Source organism: Advenella mimigardefordensis DPN7 (assembly GCF_000521505.1).
In the GTDB taxonomy this organism is placed as follows: domain Bacteria; phylum Pseudomonadota; class Gammaproteobacteria; order Burkholderiales; family Burkholderiaceae_B; genus Advenella; species Advenella mimigardefordensis.
Window position 1 is genome coordinate 4,434,116 of record NZ_CP003915.1, and the last position, 20,069, is coordinate 4,454,184.

At 51.3% G+C, this 20,069-nt stretch carries 11 protein-coding genes, 2 tRNA genes and 3 rRNA genes; 3 read left to right on the plus strand and 13 right to left on the minus strand.

What is annotated here, in order from left to right; genetic code table 11:
* Nucleotides 1-87: 87 nt before the first annotated feature.
* The 13 genes from MIM_RS20325 to MIM_RS20375 form a co-directional block, all read right to left on the minus strand.
* The gene (locus MIM_RS20325) at nt 88-813 is read right to left on the minus strand and encodes a response regulator (protein WP_245592787.1); all 726 of its coding nucleotides are present in this window, start codon (nt 811-813) and stop codon (nt 88-90) included.
* Nucleotides 814-831: 18 nt separating this feature from the next.
* Nucleotides 832-1,695: a sensor histidine kinase gene (locus MIM_RS23555; RefSeq protein WP_245592788.1), complete on the minus strand. Its 864-nt coding sequence runs from the start codon at nt 1,693-1,695 to the stop codon at nt 832-834.
* 200 nt (nt 1,696-1,895) lie between these two features.
* On the minus strand, nt 1,896-3,527 hold the full coding sequence (locus tag MIM_RS23560) for a sensor histidine kinase (RefSeq protein ID WP_245592789.1): 1,632 nt from the start codon (nt 3,525-3,527) through the stop codon (nt 1,896-1,898).
* Between the two features lie 99 nt (nt 3,528-3,626).
* A complete protein-coding gene (gene kdpB / locus MIM_RS20335) occupies nt 3,627-5,648 on the minus strand; it encodes a potassium-transporting ATPase subunit KdpB (RefSeq protein WP_042071865.1) in 2,022 nt (673 codons plus the stop codon).
* 87 nt (nt 5,649-5,735) lie between these two features.
* A complete protein-coding gene (kdpC, locus tag MIM_RS20340) occupies nt 5,736-6,410 on the minus strand; it encodes a potassium-transporting ATPase subunit KdpC (RefSeq protein ID WP_025374606.1) in 675 nt (224 codons plus the stop codon).
* An 8-nt stretch (nt 6,411-6,418) separates the two neighbouring features.
* Nucleotides 6,419-8,122, minus strand: a complete 1,704-nt coding sequence (gene kdpA / locus MIM_RS20345; protein ID WP_025374607.1) for a potassium-transporting ATPase subunit KdpA — start codon at nt 8,120-8,122, stop codon at nt 6,419-6,421.
* A 128-nt stretch (nt 8,123-8,250) separates the two neighbouring features.
* Entirely contained in the window at nt 8,251-8,331 is an 81-nt protein-coding gene (gene kdpF / locus MIM_RS23725) for a K(+)-transporting ATPase subunit F (protein ID WP_084459053.1), read from the minus strand.
* A gap of 221 nt (nt 8,332-8,552) precedes the next feature.
* Nucleotides 8,553-8,801 (minus strand): IS66 family insertion sequence element accessory protein TnpB, encoded by a 249-nt coding sequence (gene tnpB / locus MIM_RS20350; RefSeq protein WP_025374608.1) that lies wholly within the window; start codon nt 8,799-8,801, stop codon nt 8,553-8,555.
* 685 nt (nt 8,802-9,486) lie between these two features.
* Nucleotides 9,487-9,599 (minus strand): 5S ribosomal RNA (gene rrf, locus MIM_RS20355).
* A 232-nt stretch (nt 9,600-9,831) separates the two neighbouring features.
* Nucleotides 9,832-12,703: ribosomal RNA gene (locus MIM_RS20360) — 23S ribosomal RNA — on the minus strand.
* 466 nt (nt 12,704-13,169) lie between these two features.
* Nucleotides 13,170-13,245 (minus strand) — tRNA-Ala (locus tag MIM_RS20365).
* A 12-nt stretch (nt 13,246-13,257) separates the two neighbouring features.
* A tRNA-Ile gene (locus tag MIM_RS20370) sits at nt 13,258-13,334 on the minus strand.
* A gap of 222 nt (nt 13,335-13,556) precedes the next feature.
* Nucleotides 13,557-15,099, minus strand: a 16S ribosomal RNA gene (locus MIM_RS20375).
* Together the 16S, 23S and 5S rRNA genes with 2 tRNA genes alongside form the textbook arrangement of a ribosomal RNA operon.
* 1,495 nt (nt 15,100-16,594) lie before the next feature.
* Here MIM_RS20375 and MIM_RS20380 point away from each other — a divergent pair.
* From MIM_RS20380 to MIM_RS20390, 3 genes are all read left to right on the plus strand, one after another.
* Nucleotides 16,595-17,521: a LysR family transcriptional regulator gene (locus tag MIM_RS20380; protein WP_025374609.1), complete on the plus strand. Its 927-nt coding sequence runs from the start codon at nt 16,595-16,597 to the stop codon at nt 17,519-17,521.
* Between the two features lie 452 nt (nt 17,522-17,973).
* Nucleotides 17,974-19,284, plus strand: coding sequence for an MFS transporter (locus MIM_RS20385; RefSeq protein ID WP_025374610.1), 1,311 nt, complete (start codon nt 17,974-17,976; stop codon nt 19,282-19,284).
* Between the two features lie 78 nt (nt 19,285-19,362).
* Complete coding sequence (locus tag MIM_RS20390; protein ID WP_025374611.1) at nt 19,363-20,046, plus strand: DUF2848 domain-containing protein; 684 nt, start codon at nt 19,363-19,365, stop codon at nt 20,044-20,046.
* The last annotated feature ends 23 nt before the right edge of the window (nt 20,047-20,069 follow it).

The window sequence follows — 20,069 nt, forward strand, 5'->3', positions numbered from 1 at the left end:
TCCCCGTATGTTCATGCAAGTCTCACGCACTGATATGGGTACGGGCGGAGCCGATGATACGCCAAAAGACAAACGGATACGCATAGATCAGAATGATGTTTGCTCCGATCCAATAAAACGAATGCCAACGCCAGGCTCGGTGACGATATATTTTGGCGATGTGGCGCTATCGTTGAGTTTGAAGCGCAGCTTGCCGACCAATATTCTTAGATAATGCGTATCTTGTTCATGCACTGGCCCCCAGATACCTCGCAGCAGTTGCGTTTGCGTGATCAGTCGCCCAGGATTCTGGATCAGAATGCTTAATAAAGAAAATTCTTTTCTGGTCAGCGACAGCGACTCGCCCTGGATTCTGACCTCCCGTTCAGCCAGGTTCACATACAGGCACCCGTCATCGAAATCAGCGACCTTGCTGGTCGTCTGTATCGTGGTGCGCAATGATGCGCGAATACGTGCCATCAATTCTGACATGCCAAACGGCTTGGTCACGTAGTCATTCGCACCGGCATCCAGCAGTTTTACTTTTTCAATTTCGCTGGATCTGACTGTCAGAATAATGACCGGTATTTGGTATAACCGCCGCAACTCCGTCAGTACGCTCTGACCATCCATGTCAGGCAAACCCAAATCCAGCAAAACAAGATCAACTGATTTATTGGCAAGTAACGTGAGTCCCTGCATGCCAGAGGCTGCCAGCATCGTGGTATATCCCTGAGAGCGCAGACTGATATCTATAAGCTGCCTGATTTGCGGCTCATCATCAATGATGAGAATGCGTGCGGAAGGTGTCGTGCTGGTGGTGTTGTTCATCATCTGAGTGTCATGAATGTTTTAATTTCCACTTGGCAGCGTGATACGAATAGTCGTACCTATATTGTCTTCGCCTTGTAACGCTTCCACCGTTCCCATGTGAGCACGGACGATTGCCTGAACAATGGTAAGCCCAAGCCCCGTTCCAGCTTTACCGGAATCAGCATTTTCGACACTATAGAACATATCGAATACCCGGCGCCGTTCATGCTCTGGAATGCCCGGCCCTTTGTCAATAATATCGATTGTAATTGCATTATTCTCTATTATTGCAGCCGTGATGACGATAGGAACATCCCGTGGTGAAAATTTTGCTGCATTCTCCAACGCATTGAAAATGGCTTGTTCAAGCAAGGCTGGATGTGCATAAATTAGGCCGGTGTCAGATGCAATACGGGCGTGCACAATAACATCCGGCATATATTTTTTCAGCCGTCGAGTGGCATAGCCGATCAGTTCATCCACTCCGATCCAGTCCCGCGATAAGGTAAGACCGTCATGCCCCAGGCGGGTCATATCAAGCAGATTCTGTATATACCGATCTAACCTTTGTCCCTCTGCATAAATGCCATCCAGTAATGCCAGACGATCATCCTCTTGCATATCTTTGCCATAGTTTCTCAGACTTTCAGATGCCCCGATAATGGATGATAAGGGCGAACGAAGATCGTGTGATACTGAAGACAATAAAGCTGATCTTAGTCGCTCTGTCTCGCCGACAACACGCGCCTGTTCAAGCTGGGTCACCAACTCTGTACGAATCGCTGCCTGACCGATATCTTCGACCATGGCCTGGGCCAACCGGCGCTGTTCAAAAGTGAGTTTGGTCAGGTCAGGAGGAAATTGCAGTCCGATGACACCCAGGACCTGATGTTCACCCTGCACGGGTAAAAACCACCAGTTTGACTCTGCCAGAGTATTGGTAAATTTGCCGCTGGGCTGGCCATGTCGCTGGGTCCAGTCGGCAGCGACGTTATCTGTATCGGATAGGACTCCCTCATCGGAATTTTGATCTGCCTGACTGCCGATTCGTACCCATGAACGTGCGCCTATAGCAGATCGCAAATTGGTGTTGCCAGCCTTAATTACCTGGCCCAGATCTGCTCCGTTGATAACGCACGTCCCAGTTTTTCGATGGATACAGCATGCCTGTTTGCCGCACGCAGCGCTATGACCTGCATTCTGAGCTTGGATGCAAGCCGGCCCGTTAACAATGCAGCAAACAGAAACATGATGACGGTGACCAGCGCCTGATTGGCGCTGATCAGCAGGGTAAACCGTGGCGCAATGAAGATATAGTCGTACACCAGGAAGCAGATGAGGGCGGTAATTACCGCGCAAATCATTCTGGTATACGAAGCGACAAAAACGACGGCGACCAGAAAAATGATGGAGAGTTCATCCAGTGCGAATAAACGCTCGGCCAGTGTTGCGGCAATGGTCGCGCCGATGCAGGTCAATATCACGATCAGCATCTCCTGCCGCGACAAGCGATTCGGCGTGGGCGGAAGGCTGAGCCTGGCGCGTTCAGCAGACCGGGCGTCACCGATAATCGTCAATTCATATCTCGCGCCGCGTTGCAGCAACCGCTGCGTCAGGGTTCTGTTAAACGCGCGGGCGATGGGTCTTTCTCTCGTTCTGCCCAGTACGATCGTGCGCACGCCCCGTGCATCACTGGCATCCAGTAAGGCCTGAGCGACATCTGCGTTATGCAACACCTCGGTATCGCCGCCCAGGCGCCGAGCCAATGCAAATGCCTTATCAATTTCAAGCTGACGCGACTGTTCTGCACTGGGGGGTGCTGCCTTTTTTTCCGGACGCTTCCCTGCCGCAGCGGAAAACGACTGGCGTCCCGTCACCACAGTGACGACAGTCCAGGGTACACCACGCCGTTCCGCAATGCGCATACCCGCCCTCACCAGATACTCCGATTGCCCCCTGCCATCAATCGCGATCAGCACGCGTCGTTGCATGGACGGACTGTCGATGCCCCTGGCAATGCGCGCTTCCCGCAGATCGGAGTCAACCTGATCGGCCACGGTCTGCATGGCCAGCTCGCGCAGGGCCGTCAGGTTGGAAGGTGAAAAAAAGGCCTGTAAGGCTTTTTTTGCCTGTTCGGGCAAGTACACTTTGCCCTGATTCAGGCGCTCGATCAGTTCCCTTGCGGGCAGATCAACCAGTCGAATGTCTCTTAACCGGCCAAACACGGTATCCGGGACCGTCTCGGTGACCCGGATACCGGTAATCTGATACACCACATCGTTCAGGCTTTCCAGATGCTGGACATTCACTGTGGTGTAAACATCAATACCCGCATTAAGCAATTCCTCAATGTCCTGCCAGCGGCGCTCGTGACGGCTGCCTGGTGCGTTTCTATGTGCCATTTCGTCAACCAGCGCGATCGCGGGCCTGCGCGCCAGCAGCGCATCCAGGTCCATCTCTTCCAGCTGGTGCGATCGGTACTGGACCCGTTTGCGAGGCAGGCAGGGCAGACCATCGACCAGCGCCTGCGTTTCTTTCCTGCCATGCGTTTCAACGATGCCGATCAGAACATCTATCCCCTGCCGCTGCAGCTCGCGACCGCGCGAGAGCATGGCGTACGTTTTTCCTACGCCTGGCGACGCACCTAAAAACACCGTCAGCCTTCCTGCCGTCTGCCGTTTGAATTCACCAATGAGCGCGTCAGCCTTCCTGGTATTTTCTGTCGGGTTTGTCACAGCCCGGGTACTCCTGTCGATTGGGTCACGAATACGCTCAATAACATGAAGAACGAAAATGCAGTTCGTTCTTCAAGACTATTTCAAATGAATATTACCTTAGAAAAAAGGGGTTAATAACAGATCGATAAGCTTGATACCTACAAATGGCACAATGACGCCACCCAGCCCGTATATCAGCAAGTTCCGCCGGAGCAGCCGTTCTGCAGATTCAGCGCGGTATGTCACACCACGCAACGCCAATGGTATTAAGGCAATAATAATCAAGGCATTGAAAATAACTGCAGATAGGATCGCCGAATTCGGACTGTGCAATCCCATGATATTCAATGACTCCAGGGCCGGATATGTTCCCAGAAAGGCCGCCGGAATGATGGCAAAATATTTGGCCAGATCATTGGCAACGCTGAAGGTCGTGAGCGCGCCACGGGTCATGATCATTTGCTTGCCCACTTCTACCACCCGCAGCAGTTTGGTGGGATTGCTGTCCAGATCCACCATATTACCGGCCTCTTTAGCCGCTTGCGTGCCGCTGTTCATGGCAACCGCAACGTCAGCCTGTGCCAGAGCGGGCGCATCATTCGTGCCATCACCCGTCATGGCAACCAGATGGCCCGCCGCCTGATATTTGCGGATCAAGGCCAATTTATCTTCGGGCGTGGCTTCAGCCAGGTAATCATCAACCCCTGCATCAGCAGCAATCGTACCTGCGGTCAGCTTGTTGTCGCCAGTAATCATCACTGTTTTGATACCCATAGACCGCAGTTCAGCAAAACGTTCTTTAATGCCACTTTTGATGATATCTTTTAACTCAATGACACCAACGACTTTTGTGCCATCAGCGACGACTAACGGCGTACCACCACGCCTGGAGATTTGCTCAACCGTCAAAGAGACCGATGCCGGCAAAGCACCTCCGGCGGCGGCGATATATTTCTGGATCGCCGATGCGGCGCCTTTGCGCAGCACTCTGTCGCCGATATCAATGCCACTCATCCTGGTCATGGCGCTGAAAGCAACCGCCTGTGTGCCTTCCAGTGTTCTGGCCTGAACATTGAATTTTGCTTTTGCCAGCGCAACGATAGAACGCCCTTCCGGCGTTTCATCGGCGAGCGAAGAAAGATAAGCCGCCTCGGCCACTGTTTCCTGCCGGACTCCTTCTGCCGCTATAAAATTGACCGCTTCGCGATTGCCCAGCGTGATGGTACCGGTTTTATCCAGCAGCAGCACATCCACGTCACCTGCCGCCTCTATGGCCCTGCCGGAGGTAGCCAGTACATTGGCACTCATCATTCGGCTCATACCTGCGATACCGACCGCAGATAGCAACGCGCCAATGGTGGTGGGGATCAGGCAGACCAGCAACGCAATTAATACGGTAATACTGACCGTCTGCCCGACCCCATTAAGCTGCACACTGAACATAGAAAATGGCAGCAGGGTCACACATACCAGCAAGAAAATCAACGTGAGTGCCACCAGCAAAATAGTCAATGCCACTTCGTTCGGTGTCTTCCCTCTTTGGGCACCTTCAACCATAGCGATCATACGATCAAGAAAGGCCTCTCCCGGCCTGGCTGTGACGCGGATAATAATCCAGTCCGACAGCACACGCGTGCCTCCGGTTACAGAGCTCAGATCTCCGCCTGATTCCCGAATAACGGGCGCAGACTCCCCTGTTATTGCGGACTCATCGACCGACGCCACGCCAACCAGTACCTCACCATCGGTGGGGATGATCTCGCCGGCTTTCACCAGCAATAGCGCGTTTTCTTCCAGTTCTTCACCAGGCACAAACCAGCTTTGCGCGTCCGGATTCGCTTCTTTCAATACCCGTGCATTGACTTGCTGGCGTGATGATCGCAGTGCCTGTGCATGAGCTTTCCCCCTGCCCTCTGCCAAGGCTTCTGCTCCATTTGCAAACAGAACGGTGAACCACAGCCAGGCCGCCACGGCGAAGATAAATCCGGCTGAGGCATCGCCTTCCTGCAGCGATGCCTGAATACCCAGGATGGTTGCGATAATGCTTCCCACGTAGACAACACACATAACTGGGTTTTTCATCTGTACCGCAGGTGAGAGCTTTTTAAATGACTCGCCCAGAACTGCTGTCCACGACATGGATGCAGGTTTCAGTTGAGGTACCTGGCGGGTGAAAGATTGCGTATGCGCTGTGTTGACATCAGATTGTGACATGATAACGACCCTTTACTGTGCGACGTGGTGAACTTTACTGAGATCATCAAGTGCAATATTTAATCCCAGGACATTGACTCTGGGTTCACCCAGTATCCCGAACTGGCGGGACTCCGTGTTCTGCTCTATCAATGTCCTGACTTTCTGTTCGGTAATACCGCGCACCTGCGCAACGCGTTTCGTCTGCAGACGTGCGTTAGCAACAGAGATATGCGGATCCAGCCCGGATGCGGATGCCGTCACGGCATCGACCGGGATCAAGACGTCGTCGCCAAGCGCGTTTTCACGACGATATTGCTGCGTTCGCGCAGCGACAGCGTCGAGCAATTTTTTACTTAAGGCACCTTGATTGCTTGCGGCACTCGCCGCCGCGTTGTAAGGCTGATCTATCGTATTACCCGGATCCTTTGGGTCTGCTCCAACGGTCATACTGGGACGTCCATGAAAATACCTGGGTGCGGTGAATAACTGACCGATATATTTCGAGCCGATATTTCCCCCGTTTTTTTGCATTAAGCTGCCATTGGCCTGTGAGGGCATCAGGATGCTGGCGACCCCGGTTGTTGCCAGTGGGTAGGCCAGACCGCACACCACCATGAAGAACACAGAAGAGAGCAGCGACGGTCTGAGCAGGCTGCAATAATTTACGGAAACTGAGTTCCTGGATTCGATATTGTTGGTTTTCATAGCCGTTCTCAAAAAGTTTTACCTGCAAGCATAAGAAGGTGTTCTACGATCGGACCTAACGCCAGAGATGGTAGAAAAGTCAGACCACCCACGACTAAAATTACAAATACAAGCAAGCCGGTAAATAAGGGGCTGGCCGTGGACAATGTGCCTGCGGAGGCCGGAACGGGTTTTTTTGACGCCATCACACCTGCAACAGCCAGCATGGGCAACAGAGTAAAGTACCGTCCCAGCAACATTGCCAAGCCAATCGTCAGGTTGAAAAACGGCGTGTTGGCATTTAACCCGGCAAACGCAGAACCGTTGTTGGCGGTGCCTGAAGTGTATGCATACAGCACTTCACTGAAACCATGTGGCCCCATATTGGCCAGACTTTCCATGGACGCAGGAAAAAGACTGGCGATCGCGGTAAAACCAAGAATGGTCATTGGATGCGCCAGCACTGCCAGCATGATGAATTTCATCTCTCTGGCTTCGATTTTTTTACCGAGAAACTCCGGGGTTCTGCCAATCATCATCCCCACAAGAAACACGGTGAGTATCACATACGTAACCAGATTGATCAGCCCCACGCCATCGCCACCGAAAACGTTATTCAACATCATTTGAGCTATGGGCACCAGACCACCCAACGGCGTATAAGAGTCGTGCATGGAATTGACCGAGCCAGTAGTGGCGGCGGTTGTGACGGCAGCAAACATGCTTGTTTGAGCAATGCCAAAGCGCAACTCTTTACCTTCCATGTTGCCGCCAGACTGAATCGTGCTATGACTTTGATCAACCCCTAAGGAAGAGAACAGCGGATTGCCGTTATGCTCAGCGCTGTAAACCAAAGCCAGAAAACCCAGGAACATAACCAGGAATGCAGCAAAAAAAGACCAGCCTTGCTTGCGATTGGCAATCATGGTGCCGAAAGCATAGGTGAGCGCAGCAGGAATCAGGAGCATACTTAGCATATGCAAAGTGTTGGTCAGTGGTGTCGGGTTCTCAAACGGGTGCGCCGCATTCATGCCAAAAAAGCCACCACCATTGGTGCCAATGTGTTTGATGCTCTCCAGGCTGGCCACCGGCCCCATGATGATTTGCTGCTTTGCCCCTTCCAGGGTAGTGACGACTGCATCAGCACTTAACGTTTGTGGCATTCCTTGCCATACATAGACCAGCGCCATAACAAAGCACAGAGGCAACAGGACGCGGTATAGAACACGCGTAAAGTCCACCCAGTAATTACCAATATCAGCGGCGGAGCGCCTGCTCAGACCGCGTATAAAGCCACCTGCGGCAGCCACGCCGGTGGCTGCACTGACCGCCATCAGGAACGTAATCACCGCCATTTGAGAGAAATTGGACAAACTGCTTTCGCCGGAATAAGCTTGCCAGTTCGTATTCGTAATAAACGAGGCCGCCGTATTAAAAGCCAGATCAGGCGTTTGTGCTGCGCGTTGCAGCGTATCTCCGGGAATAGTCTGCTGAATCCGCAGCAAAAAATAGCCAAGGAGCATCATGGCTGCATTGCTGAGCAACAGAGCCAGCCCGTATGTTGTCCAATTCATTTTCTGGTGCGGATCTACACCCAGTAATGCATAAGTGCCGCTTTCTAATATCGTATCTTTTTCACCGGTAAAGACGCGTGCGATCCATTTTCCCAGCACTACGGCCAAGCAGGTCGTTAGCACCAAAATACCGGCAAATTGAATAATGTCCATACTCATGCTGGACTCCGATTAAAACTTGTCCAGGCTTGATATGAAGCCCAGTGCAAGTAGGAAAAATGTGATCGTGATCGCAATATATATAACGTCTGACATAAATTTGCCTTGTTTAAAACCGTTAAAGAAATTTAAAATTTTTCTGGCTTTATCAGTGCATAAAGCAGGTAAGCAAAAAGGCCAATCGAAATAAAACCAATGAAAATATTCATTTCAATCCTTGCAGCGGCTGGCGTTTTAGTTGATAGGCAAAACACAAAGACGGTAGCGCAGCCTGATTGTCCATAGTCCCATCTTCGGCGATGCCATTCTGGCTTTTCAACACGAATGTGATAGGCAACAGAACACGGCACAACGCAAGACAATTATGTTGTATGAGAGCGTAAAATTTCTATATCGATTTTGAGGACAGGCGTATATTTTGCGTAAATTTTTAACGTGTCGCCGTGTCCACCCCTGGCCAGGTAAAACGACCCTGGTGCAGCCGGCGCACGGCCAGCCACCCGCCTATGCCATCATGCACCCGCACCTTCAGGCGGTTAGCCCTGCGATTGGCAAAAACATGAGCATGATGTGGCTGCGCCGCTCCAAATACCTGAACAACCCGGGACAGCGCGGTCTCGGTACCGGCACGCATATCCATGGGTTCCACCGCCAGCCAGATCTGGTCGATGCGAATCATTTTAATAACTCACGAATAAACAGGGCGCATCCCGTCGTGTCATGTCCTGGCATTGGGCATTAAGACTGAACTGCTTGCCCTGCAGTACCATGCAAATAGTCGATGATGGGCCCTCGCGGACCACAGGCGTTGATGGAGAGGACAGCGGTGCGGCAATGAAGGAAGGTGCTGCGACCGTTGCTTGGTCGGGATTGACGCAGGAGCGTTGGCTTGCCTGATCCAGGCAGTGCAGCATGCTGTCGTTAATGTGGTGGGTGGGTGTAAGCGATGATGGCAACTGACACGGCTGGATCTGCGCACAAGGAAACCAAATGAGCTTTAAACTCAGAACTGTAAATCCGGCGCAGGGCAGGCGCAGTCGCTGCTGCCGGTGGGAGAGAGTCTTCCAGATAGTCCATACTTGTCCATTCAGTGTTCGTGGACAAGTATGTTCATACTTTACTGGCGGCTGGACAAGATGTGTTTACGGGACGCTTACTGTTTTTGAGCAGTTCGTCTGCTACCTTTATTACCGGTGCAGAGCTAATGGTGGATGGTGGATGGATGGCGGCTTAGTTGATGTGCAGGATATTTGAGCAATCGCTATCGTAGAGACGATTAGGAATAGAGAGGGATTGTATATTTGCTCCCCCCAAAGCACAAACGCCCCGTAAAGTTAATTACGGGGCGTTTGAAGGAATAAAAAGCCTGACGATGACCTACTTTCACAGATGTCCATCCACTATCATCGGCGCAAAGGCGTTTCACTGTCCTGTTCGGGAAGGGAAGGAGTGGGTCCACCTTGCTATGGTCGTCAAGCGTAAGCTGGTATGGCTTAGCGCTAGCTGGTTGCTATGCGTTAGCAATTTGGAAGAAGCACAAGCTGTGTATTGTTTCGGGCAGATGAGTCAATCTTGCGTTGGTGATTGATGTTGCTGCTGATGATCAACGCGTGTTGATCATCGTATTTACTTCAGTTTTTTGAACGACACTTAAACACTATGCTCAGCGCAGTCGTAGAACATGTTCTACATATAACCTGCAGAGTTATAGGATCAAGCCGCACGGGCAATTAGTATCAGTTAGCTAAACACATTACTGCGCTTACACACCTGACCTATCAACGTCCTGGTCTCGAACGACCCTTCAGGGGGGTCTAGCCCCCGGGATACCTTATCTTCAGACGAGTTTCCCGCTTAGATGCCTTCAGCGGTTATCTCTTCCATACATAGCTACTCGGCAATGCCATTGGCATGACAACCGATACACCAGAGGTATGTCCACTCCGGTCCTCTCGTACTAGGAGCAGGCTCCGTCAAGTATCCAACGCCCACGGCAGATAGGGACCAAACTGTCTCACGACGTTTTAAACCCAGCTCACGTACCTCTTTAAATGGCGAACAGCCATACCCTTGGGACCGGCTACAGCCCCAGGATGAGATGAGCCGACATCGAGGTGCCAAACACCGCCGTCGATATGAACTCTTGGGCGGTATCAGCCTGTTATCCCCAGAGTACCTTTTATCCGTTGAGCGATGGCCCTTCCATTCAGAACCACCGGATCACTATGTCCTGCTTTCGCACCTGTTCGACTTGTCAGTCTCACAGTCAAGCACGCTTATGCCATTGCACTATCAGCACGATTTCCGACCGTACCTAGCGTACCTTCGAACTCCTCCGTTACACTTTGGGAGGAGACCGCCCCAGTCAAACTGCCCACCATACACTGTCCCCAACCCGGATAACGGGCCTAGGTTAGAACCGCAAACAAACCAGGGTGGTATTTCAAGGATGGCTCCCTACGATCTGGCGACCGTAATTCAACGCCTCCCACCTATCCTACACAGGCCGGTTCACAATTCAATGTAAAGCTACAGTAAAGGTTCATGGGGTCTTTCCGTCTAGCCGCGGGGAGATTGCATCATCACAAACACTTCAACTTCGCTGAGTCTCAGGAGGAGACAGTGTGGCCATCGTTACGCCATTCGTGCAGGTCGGAACTTACCCGACAAGGAATTTCGCTACCTTAGGACCGTTATAGTTACGGCCGCCGTTTACTGGGGCTTCGATCAAGAGCTTGCACCCCATCACTTAACCTTCCAGCACCGGGCAGGCGTCACACCCTATACGTCCACTTTCGTGTTAGCAGAGTGCTGTGTTTTTAATAAACAGTCGCAGCCACCGATTCTCTGCGGCCCATTCGCGCTTTAACACGCTACTAGGGCATACCTTCTCCCGAAGTTACGGTATAAATTTGCCGAGTTCCTTCTCCTGAGTTCTCTCAAGCGCCTTGGAATATTCATCCCGTCCACCTGTGTCGGTTTGCGGTACGGTCATTGTTAAACTGAAGCTTAGAGGCTTTTCCTGGGACCACTTCCTATGACTTCACGAATAAATTCGCTTCGCACCAATACCTTGATTTACGCGGCCGGATTTACCTAACCACCCTCTCAGTACCAGTCACGGGTACAACCAATCACCCGCTCACATTCCGCAATCCGTCCCCCCATCGCATTTAACAATGGTGTTGGAATATTAACCAACTTCCCATCAGCTACGCATCTCTGCCTCGCCTTAGGGGCCGACTCACCCTGCGCCGATGAACGTTGCGCAGGAAACCTTGGACTTACGGCGAGGGAGCTTTTCACTCCCTTTATCGCTACTCATGTCAGCATTCGCACTTCTGATACCTCCAGCAACCGTCTCCAGTCACCTTCACAGGCTTACAGAACGCTCTCCTACCGCGCACAGTAAACTGTGCACCCGCAGCTTCGGTATATTGCTTAGCCCCGTTACATCTTCCGCGCAGGACGACTCGATCAGTGAGCTATTACGCTTTCTTTAAAGGATGGCTGCTTCTAAGCCAACCTCCTGACTGTCTATGCCTTCCCACTTCGTTTCCCACTTAGCAATATTTAGGGACCTTAGCTGGCGGTCTGGGTTGTTTCCCTCTTGAGTCTGGACGTTAGCACCCAGTGCTCTGTCTCCCGCGCTGTACTTGCCGGTATTCGGAGTTTGCCATGGTTTGGTAAGTCGCCATGACCCCCTAGCCATAACAGTGCTCTACCCCCGGCAGTAATACGCGAGGCACTACCTAAATAGTTTTCGGAGAGAACCAGCTATTTCCAGATTTGTTTAGCCTTTCACCCCTATCCACAGCTCATCCCCTAATTTTTCAACATTAGTGGGTTCGGTCCTCCAGCACGTGTTACCGTGCCTTCAACCTGGCCATGGATAGATCATCTGGTTTCGGGTCTACACCCAGCGACTAAATCGCCCTGTTCGGACTCGCTTTCGCTACGCCTTCCCTATTCGGTTAAGCTTGCCACTGAATGTAAGTCGCTGACCCATTATACAAAAGGTACGCAGTCACCCCACAAGGAGGCTCCTACTGTTTGTATGCACACGGTTTCAGGATCTATTTCACTCCCCTTCCGGGGTTCTTTTCGCCTTTCCCTCACGGTACTGGTTCACTATCGGTCGATCACGAGTATTTAGCCTTGGAGGATGGTCCCCCCATATTCAGACAGGATTTCACGTGTCCCGCCCTACTTATTCGACGCTTAGTACCACCACAAAGGTTTCGTCTACAGGGCTATCACCTGCTACGGCCGGGCTTTCCATCCCGTTCAACTACCAATGTGACTATCTCGTCCAGGCTGTTCCGATTTCGCTCGCCACTACTTTCGGAATCTCGGTTGATTTCTTTTCCTCGAGTTACTTAGATGTTTCAGTTCACTCGGTTCGCTTCTCTGTACCTATGTATTCAGTACAGGATACTGCCAGAGGCAGTGGGTTTCCCCATTCGGATATCGACGGATCAATGCTTATTTGCTAGCTCCCCGTCGCTTTTCGCAAGCTATAACGTCCTTCATCGCCTGTGATCGCCAAGGCATCCACCATGTGCACTTAGTCACTTGATCCTATAACACTAAAGGCTATAGGCTTTTACTACTTCGTCTATACAGTGCCTTTTGAGTCCACTGCATAAACATGCTGAGTTTTTGCGTTTGTGTGCCGTTCATCAATGTCATTCCTCACTCAATAAACCAGATCTCTCCGGCCTATCTCATGAAGCTTGAGTTAATAGAACTTCATAAAATAATGCAATCACAACCCAATTTTTCATCAAATACTTACCCGACCCTGGTGGATCGCATAAGCACCCTTTGAATACTTTAGTTGTGCTTCTTCCAAATTGTTAAAGAACATATACAGCCAATAAAGCTTAACTTACCCTGCCTGTTTCCGGGTAAACCCGAATTCAGAAGGATCAGTATTTTAGCACCTTCTTTCTAAAAAAGAAAGCACCGAAATCTTTTTTGTTCGCTAATAAGAACGCTTTTCATACAACATGCGATAACAATCAACATGCAACAACAATCATGATGGTGGAGGATGACGGGATCGAACCGACGACCCCCTGCTTGCAAAGCAGGTGCTCTCCCAGCTGAGCTAATCCCCCAACAAACCTGTTTGGTGGGTCAAGTTGGAATCGAACCAACGACCCCCGCCTTATCAAGACGGTGCTCTAACCGACTGAGCTACTGACCCAACTTCACATCAGTCAGCAACCGCTCATAAATACCAGGCAAACAACCCGCTACTTACTCGCCAAGCCAACTTCCAGCGAAACCTGATTGTTCATCCATCTACAAAGCGCCGCAATCGAACCATTAAACCGTTTGATCTACCCACTTCGTACACAGACCGCTGTACTCGTTCTTATTAACAACCGATAAGCGTGGACGCTTTCGCTTCGTGCGCTTCGCTCTTAAAGGAGGTGATCCAGCCGCACCTTCCGATACGGCTACCTTGTTACGACTTCACCCCAGTCATGAATCCTACCGTGGTAATCGCCCCCCTTGCGGTTAGGCTAACTACTTCTGGTAAAACCCACTCCCATGGTGTGACGGGCGGTGTGTACAAGACCCGGGAACGTATTCACCGCGACATGCTGATCCGCGATTACTAGCGATTCCGACTTCATGCAGGCGAGTTGCAGCCTGCAATCCGGACTACGATCGGGTTTATGAGATTAGCTCCACCTTGCGGCTTGGCAACCCTCTGTCCCGACCATTGTATGACGTGTGAAGCCCTACCCATAAGGGCCATGAGGACTTGACGTCATCCCCACCTTCCTCCGGTTTGTCACCGGCAGTCTCATTAGAGTGCTCAACTAAATGTAGCAACTAATGACAAGGGTTGCGCTCGTTGCGGGACTTAACCCAACATCTCACGACACGAGCTGACGACAGCCATGCAGCACCTGTGTTCCGGTTCTCTTGCGAGCACTCCTAAATCTCTTCAGGATTCCAGACATGTCAAGGGTAGGTAAGGTTTTTCGCGTTGCATCGAATTAATCCACATCATCCACCGCTTGTGCGGGTCCCCGTCAATTCCTTTGAGTTTTAATCTTGCGACCGTACTCCCCAGGCGGTCAACTTCACGCGTTAGCTGCGCTACTAAGCCCCGAAGGGCCCAACAGCTAGTTGACATCGTTTAGGGCGTGGACTACCAGGGTATCTAATCCTGTTTGCTCCCCACGCTTTCGTGCATGAGCGTCAGTATTATCCCAGGGGGCTGCCTTCGCCATCGGTGTTCCTCCACATATCTACGCATTTCACTGCTACACGTGGAATTCCACCCCCCTCTGACATACTCTAGTCCGGGAGTTAAAAATGCAGTTCCAAGGTTGAGCCCTGGGATTTCACATCTTTCTTTCCGAACCGCCTGCGCACGCTTTACGCCCAGTAATTCCGATTAACGCTTGCACCCTACGTATTACCGCGGCTGCTGGCACGTAGTTAGCCGGTGCTTATTCTTCAGGTACCGTCATCAGTTCCGGATATTAGCCAGAACCTTTTCTTCCCTGACAAAAGTGCTTTACAACCCGAAGGCCTTCATCGCACACGCGGGATGGCTGGATCAGGGTTTCCCCCATTGTCCAAAATTCCCCACTGCTGCCTCCCGTAGGAGTCTGGGCCGTGTCTCAGTCCCAGTGTGGCTGGTCGTCCTCTCAAACCAGCTACGGATCGTCGCCTTGGTGAGCCTTTACCTCACCAACTAGCTAATCCGATATCGGCCGCTCCAATAGTGAGAGGTCCTAAGATCCCCCCCTTTCCCCCGTAGGGCGTATGCGGTATTAGCCACGCTTTCGCGTAGTTATCCCCCGCTACTGGGCACGTTCCGATACATTACTCACCCGTTCGCCACTCGCCGGCAAAAGTAGCAAGCTACTTTCCCGCTGCCGTTCGACTTGCATGTGTAAGGCATCCCGCTAGCGTTCAATCTGAGCCAGGATCAAACTCTTCAGTTCAATCTCTGTTTAATTGCCATTTAACTGTTTAAAGGTAAATGGTCGCTGCTTCACTCAAAAGAAATAACGTTTATGTTTAATAAACCTTACTTCTTCATTTCAAGTGAGCGCTTAAAATATATATTGTTAGCATCACAACCTAACCAGGTACCCCCGGATAGATCATGTTGCGCACTCATTCCAAGCGCCCACACTTATCGGCTGTTAGTTGTTAAAGAACATTTCTTCCCAATCCCACTGGATTGGGCGGTGACATTGCGCTGTCACATTCGGCGTTCATACTATTTTTAGAATGACTCGCATACTGCTTAACTGCTCAATTCTGTACTACCAAACTGCGTTTACTACTTCCGTTTACTACTACGTTACCGCTTTTCTCTTTCTGTCGTCACACCGTTGTGTGTCATCAGCAGAGAAACGAGATTATGAAGCATCTGGTTTTTGTTGTCAAGTCTTTTTTGCAACAGCTCGAAAATTTCTTTTCTCACTCACTTCAAAAAAGCCTACCAACTTACCGCAAAACCGCTTCACGTCTCAACAGCGAAGTCCGCTATTATGAATCATCTAAAAATAAAAAGCAACTACTATTTTTACTTTCTACTTCTTTCTGATCGGCTTCCTTATTCTTGATCCCGGCCGTTGCTGCGCAACCACCAAAAACCCAAAACAACAAAACCACTCATAACCACTTGCCACACCATCTGCGACTCCCCACCCCCAAAACACACCGAAGCATGCTCACAACGCCTTGATTTACCGGGGAAATTTGCCGCTCTTGCGGTACCCTTTCCGGGGCATCCTGCGTTGTGTGTGAAGCAGGAAAGATCGAAACTATAGCAAGCCAATCTCCCCTTGGCAAGCCCTCTTTTCAAAATAATCCAACCCGCTCCCCTTTTTTATATCCGTAATTACCCTAAGCTCATGATTTGATTCACTTTAGACTTTTTGCCACAGTTTTATTTCTTTTTTACCACATCATGACGAAGTGGGATTTCTGAGACATAAATGCAACAACGAGGCAATATCGGTATGGGGCACGCAGACATTTTTGAAGGCTTTTTCTACACATTTGGCTGTCGCCTATCCTGGGTGACCTGGGTGTCCCTCTATATTCCTCACTCTATCGCCCTTTCTTTTTCCTTTCTTCTTATCCTTCTTATATAGAAAGCATCCCATCGCTATTTTTATGCAGGCTTTTATACCCCCCTATATATATAGAACATCCCGACGCTATACCTCCCTGTAGGCCAGCTGAGAATAGTCGGCCATAACAGCCAGACGCGCTGGCGAGTATTTGTTATCAGATGCATGTTCCGCCGGAGCACGTCCACCTGCTGGCTTACTTTTCATTGCTCTCTATATACACGCCACTCTTCTTCCACGATCCTGCTTCCTATATCTATATATATGTGGTCGTGATTGGGCAGCCTATATATAGCAGCATATCAGCAGCCCCTGACATGTTCTTATCCCCCCGCAAGCTATAATTATCCCCATGAACATTCGATTTCTGGAAACCTTCGTATTACTGGCGGAACTACGCAATTTTCGTATGACCGCGGAACGTTTGCATACTACGCAGGCCGCGATCTCCAGCCGTATTGCCTCTCTGGAGCAGGAATTCGGCGTGCGCCTGTTTGACAGAAATGCCCGTGATGTTTCCCTGACGCCCGACGGTAGCAAGGCGCTGATTCATGCTGAACGGATGGTCAAGCTGTTACGCGATATGAAGGAAGACATGCTGGATAAGCATGCTTATGCCGGCGTTATTCGTATTGGCGTTATCGAATCCATCGTCCACAGCTGGTTTCCCGAGTTTCTTGCTCGCCTGCACGAAGCGTATCCACGGGTACGCATTGAAATTGCCAGTGATACCACCGTTCATCTCACCGAAAAGCTCAACAAAGGGGACCTGGATCTGGTATTGCAGGGCAATGCCGTTCACGTGTCTCTGGTCGATACCATTGCCCTGGGTCAGTTACCCATGCGCTGGGTAGCCAGTCCGAAGCTGGAGATCGGCAACGATGTACTCAGCCTGGCCGATCTAGCCGCGTTTCCCATCGTAAGCTTTGCGCGTGAATCGGAACCCTACGCCGCGATCGAAAGAATGTTTGCCACGGTAGGTGATATTACGCTGCATTTAAATGGCATTTCCTCTGTGGCGACGATGATCAGACTGGTACGGGATGGTTTCGGGGTAGCGGCGCTGCCGCCGGCCATTATTCAACAGGAGCTGGCTGCACAGACATTACAGCTGCTGCGTGCCGACACAGTCTTGCCGCCACTGGAGATGCAGGCAGCCTTCCGCCACAATCAGGAAAATCCATTGGCTGAAACCATCGGCATGATTGCTCAGGAGGTTGCTATCGGCTTTGCAACCAATCGGGGCCAGAGTATTGCCTGTGCTCCGCCGCAAACCTGAACGGCATACGCATCCTTCCGAATCCGGCTCAAATCCGTATGATGCCTCATCATCGCGGCACGCCTGACCTCGGTATTTACCCTAGGAAGGGGATCAAAACCGAGCCGCCGCCTGGTTTTCGTCGCACCTGAGGCTGTTCGCAAAAACCATCATAACTATATGATATGTATATATATTTTATTAAATAGAAAAACCCTTCCCGACAGCGATAAGTTTTTGCAATCACCACTGCCCATATTTTCTTGTTGGACAGTAAAAAACGCGCTACCTACACTGCCCACATATAAGACCTGACACAACATAGCGTTGCGCCATGTTGACTGCAACAAGCCGTCTTATTCCCGGCCACGCCTCTTGCAGAGGGCATCATCCCCGGCCACATACCACCACCGCTGACCGGCTATTTTGGCCGGCTGGCCCTATTCAACACGCAACTGTAGTTGGAAAATACGATGAATCAATCAAACATTGCGACCAGCCCCAGCCCGGGCACCGACGCAAACGAACTGAAGGCAACATACAGCAAAATTGCCTGGAGACTGATCCCATTTCTGGTCTTTCTCTTCATTCTGGCCTGGCTGGACCGCGTTAACGTCGGCTTTGCCAAACTACACATGCTGCAGGACCTGGAATTTAGCGAAGCCGTGTACGGGCTTGGCGCCGGGATCTTTTTTATCGGCTATTTTCTCTTCGAAGTACCCAGCAACCTGCTGCTGGAGAAAATCGGCGCACGCAAAACGCTGGCCCGCATCACGATCTTGTGGGGTGCCGCTTCCATTGCCATGGCCTATGTCACCACCCCCACGCAGTTCTATATTATGCGCTTTCTTCTGGGGGTGTTTGAGGCCGGTTTCTTCCCTGGTGTTGTACTCTATCTGACCTACTGGTTCCCGGCGGAATACCGCGCGCGCGTTAACGGACTGTTCATGACCTCGTTCGCTCTGGCCGGTGTCATTGGCGGACCGTTGGCTGGCCTGATTCTGAACGGCATGCAGGGTGTGGGCCATCTGGCCAACTGGCAGTGGCTGTTCGTTATTGAAGGTATTCCATCTGTCATTGCAGGGTTGTTTGTGCTCCGGTATCTGCCCGAAAAACCCGTGAACGCTAAATGGCTGACATCAGAGGAGCAGCAGGCAGTCACGCGAGCCCTGGAGCTTGAAAACAGTCAGACAGGCAATAAACACCTGTCTTTCAAAGACGCCTACCGCAACTACGGCATCTGGCTTTGCGCTGCCGTGTACTTCTGCATCGTTAGTGGCAACGCGACGATCGCCTTCTGGACACCGTCCATTATTAAAGATATCGGCGTCAACAACGACTTGATGATTGGCGTACTGTCCGCGATTCCTTTCATTGCCGGCACCATTGCAATGATCTGGAATGGCGCTCACTCGGATAAAACCGGCGAACGCCGCCTGCATTGCGCGGTTGCCACGCTGATCGCCTGCCTGGGCCTGACCGCCACCGGTATGCTGCTGCACAATGCCACCTTCGCATTGATCGCCCTTACCGTTGCCTCTATTGGTATCCTGGCCGCCTTTCCGGTGTTCTGGTCTATTCCGTCTGCCTTTCTGGCAGGCACCGCGGCAGCCGGTGGCATCGCATTGATCAACTCCATCGGCAACCTGGCCGGGTTTGTCGCGCCATACATGATTGGTTCATTGAAAACCAGTACCGGTTCGCTGTCCTCCGGATTGTATTTCGTGGCCGCGCTGGAAATTCTGGCGTCCATTCTGGTTGTCGCTTTTATCAAAAAGCGCTGAGCTGCCTCCTTCATTTCACAGGCATGTGCGCCCTATCACACGTGCCTGTTCCCCTATCTGTTTATCAAGAGTATGACTATGAAACTTGAATTCTCACTTGCCCAGGAACCCGCGGCAACCGTTGTAGCAGACATCAACACGCTGATCGTTGCGGGCTGGGCCGGGCGCGATGTCCAGGCCATCGAACACCACATAGAAGAGTTGGCTGCCCTTGGTGTGCCTCGTCCCAGCACGGTTCCGCTGTATTACCGCGTCGCCAATAATCAATTAACTCAGGCAAGCCATATTCAGGCGCTGGGAACCGAATCTTCCGGCGAAGTTGAAGTTTTTGTGTTTACAGTGGATGGCACAATGTATGTCAGCCTGGCTGCTGATCACACGGATCGTAAACTGGAAGCCTATGGCGTGGCCGAATCCAAACAAATTTGCGTCAAACCGATAGCCACTTCTGCATGGCGCTTTGACGAGCTCATTGAGCATTGGGACCAGTTGGTTATCCGCTCCTGGATCGAGGAAGGCGGCCAGAAAGTGCTGTATCAGGAAGGTACGCTGGACAGCCTGCGTCTGCCGCAGGAACTGATCAAAGGCTATACCGGTAACCAGCACATCCTGCCCGCAGGACACGGTATGATTTGTGGCACGGTTGGGGCAATTGGCGGCATTCGCGCATCCAATACATTTGTCATGGAGTTGCACGACCCAATCAAAAACCGTAGCCTGCAGCACACCTACCACGTTGAAACACTGCCTGTGGTGGCCTGAATCCGCTTATATCGCAGGTGTCC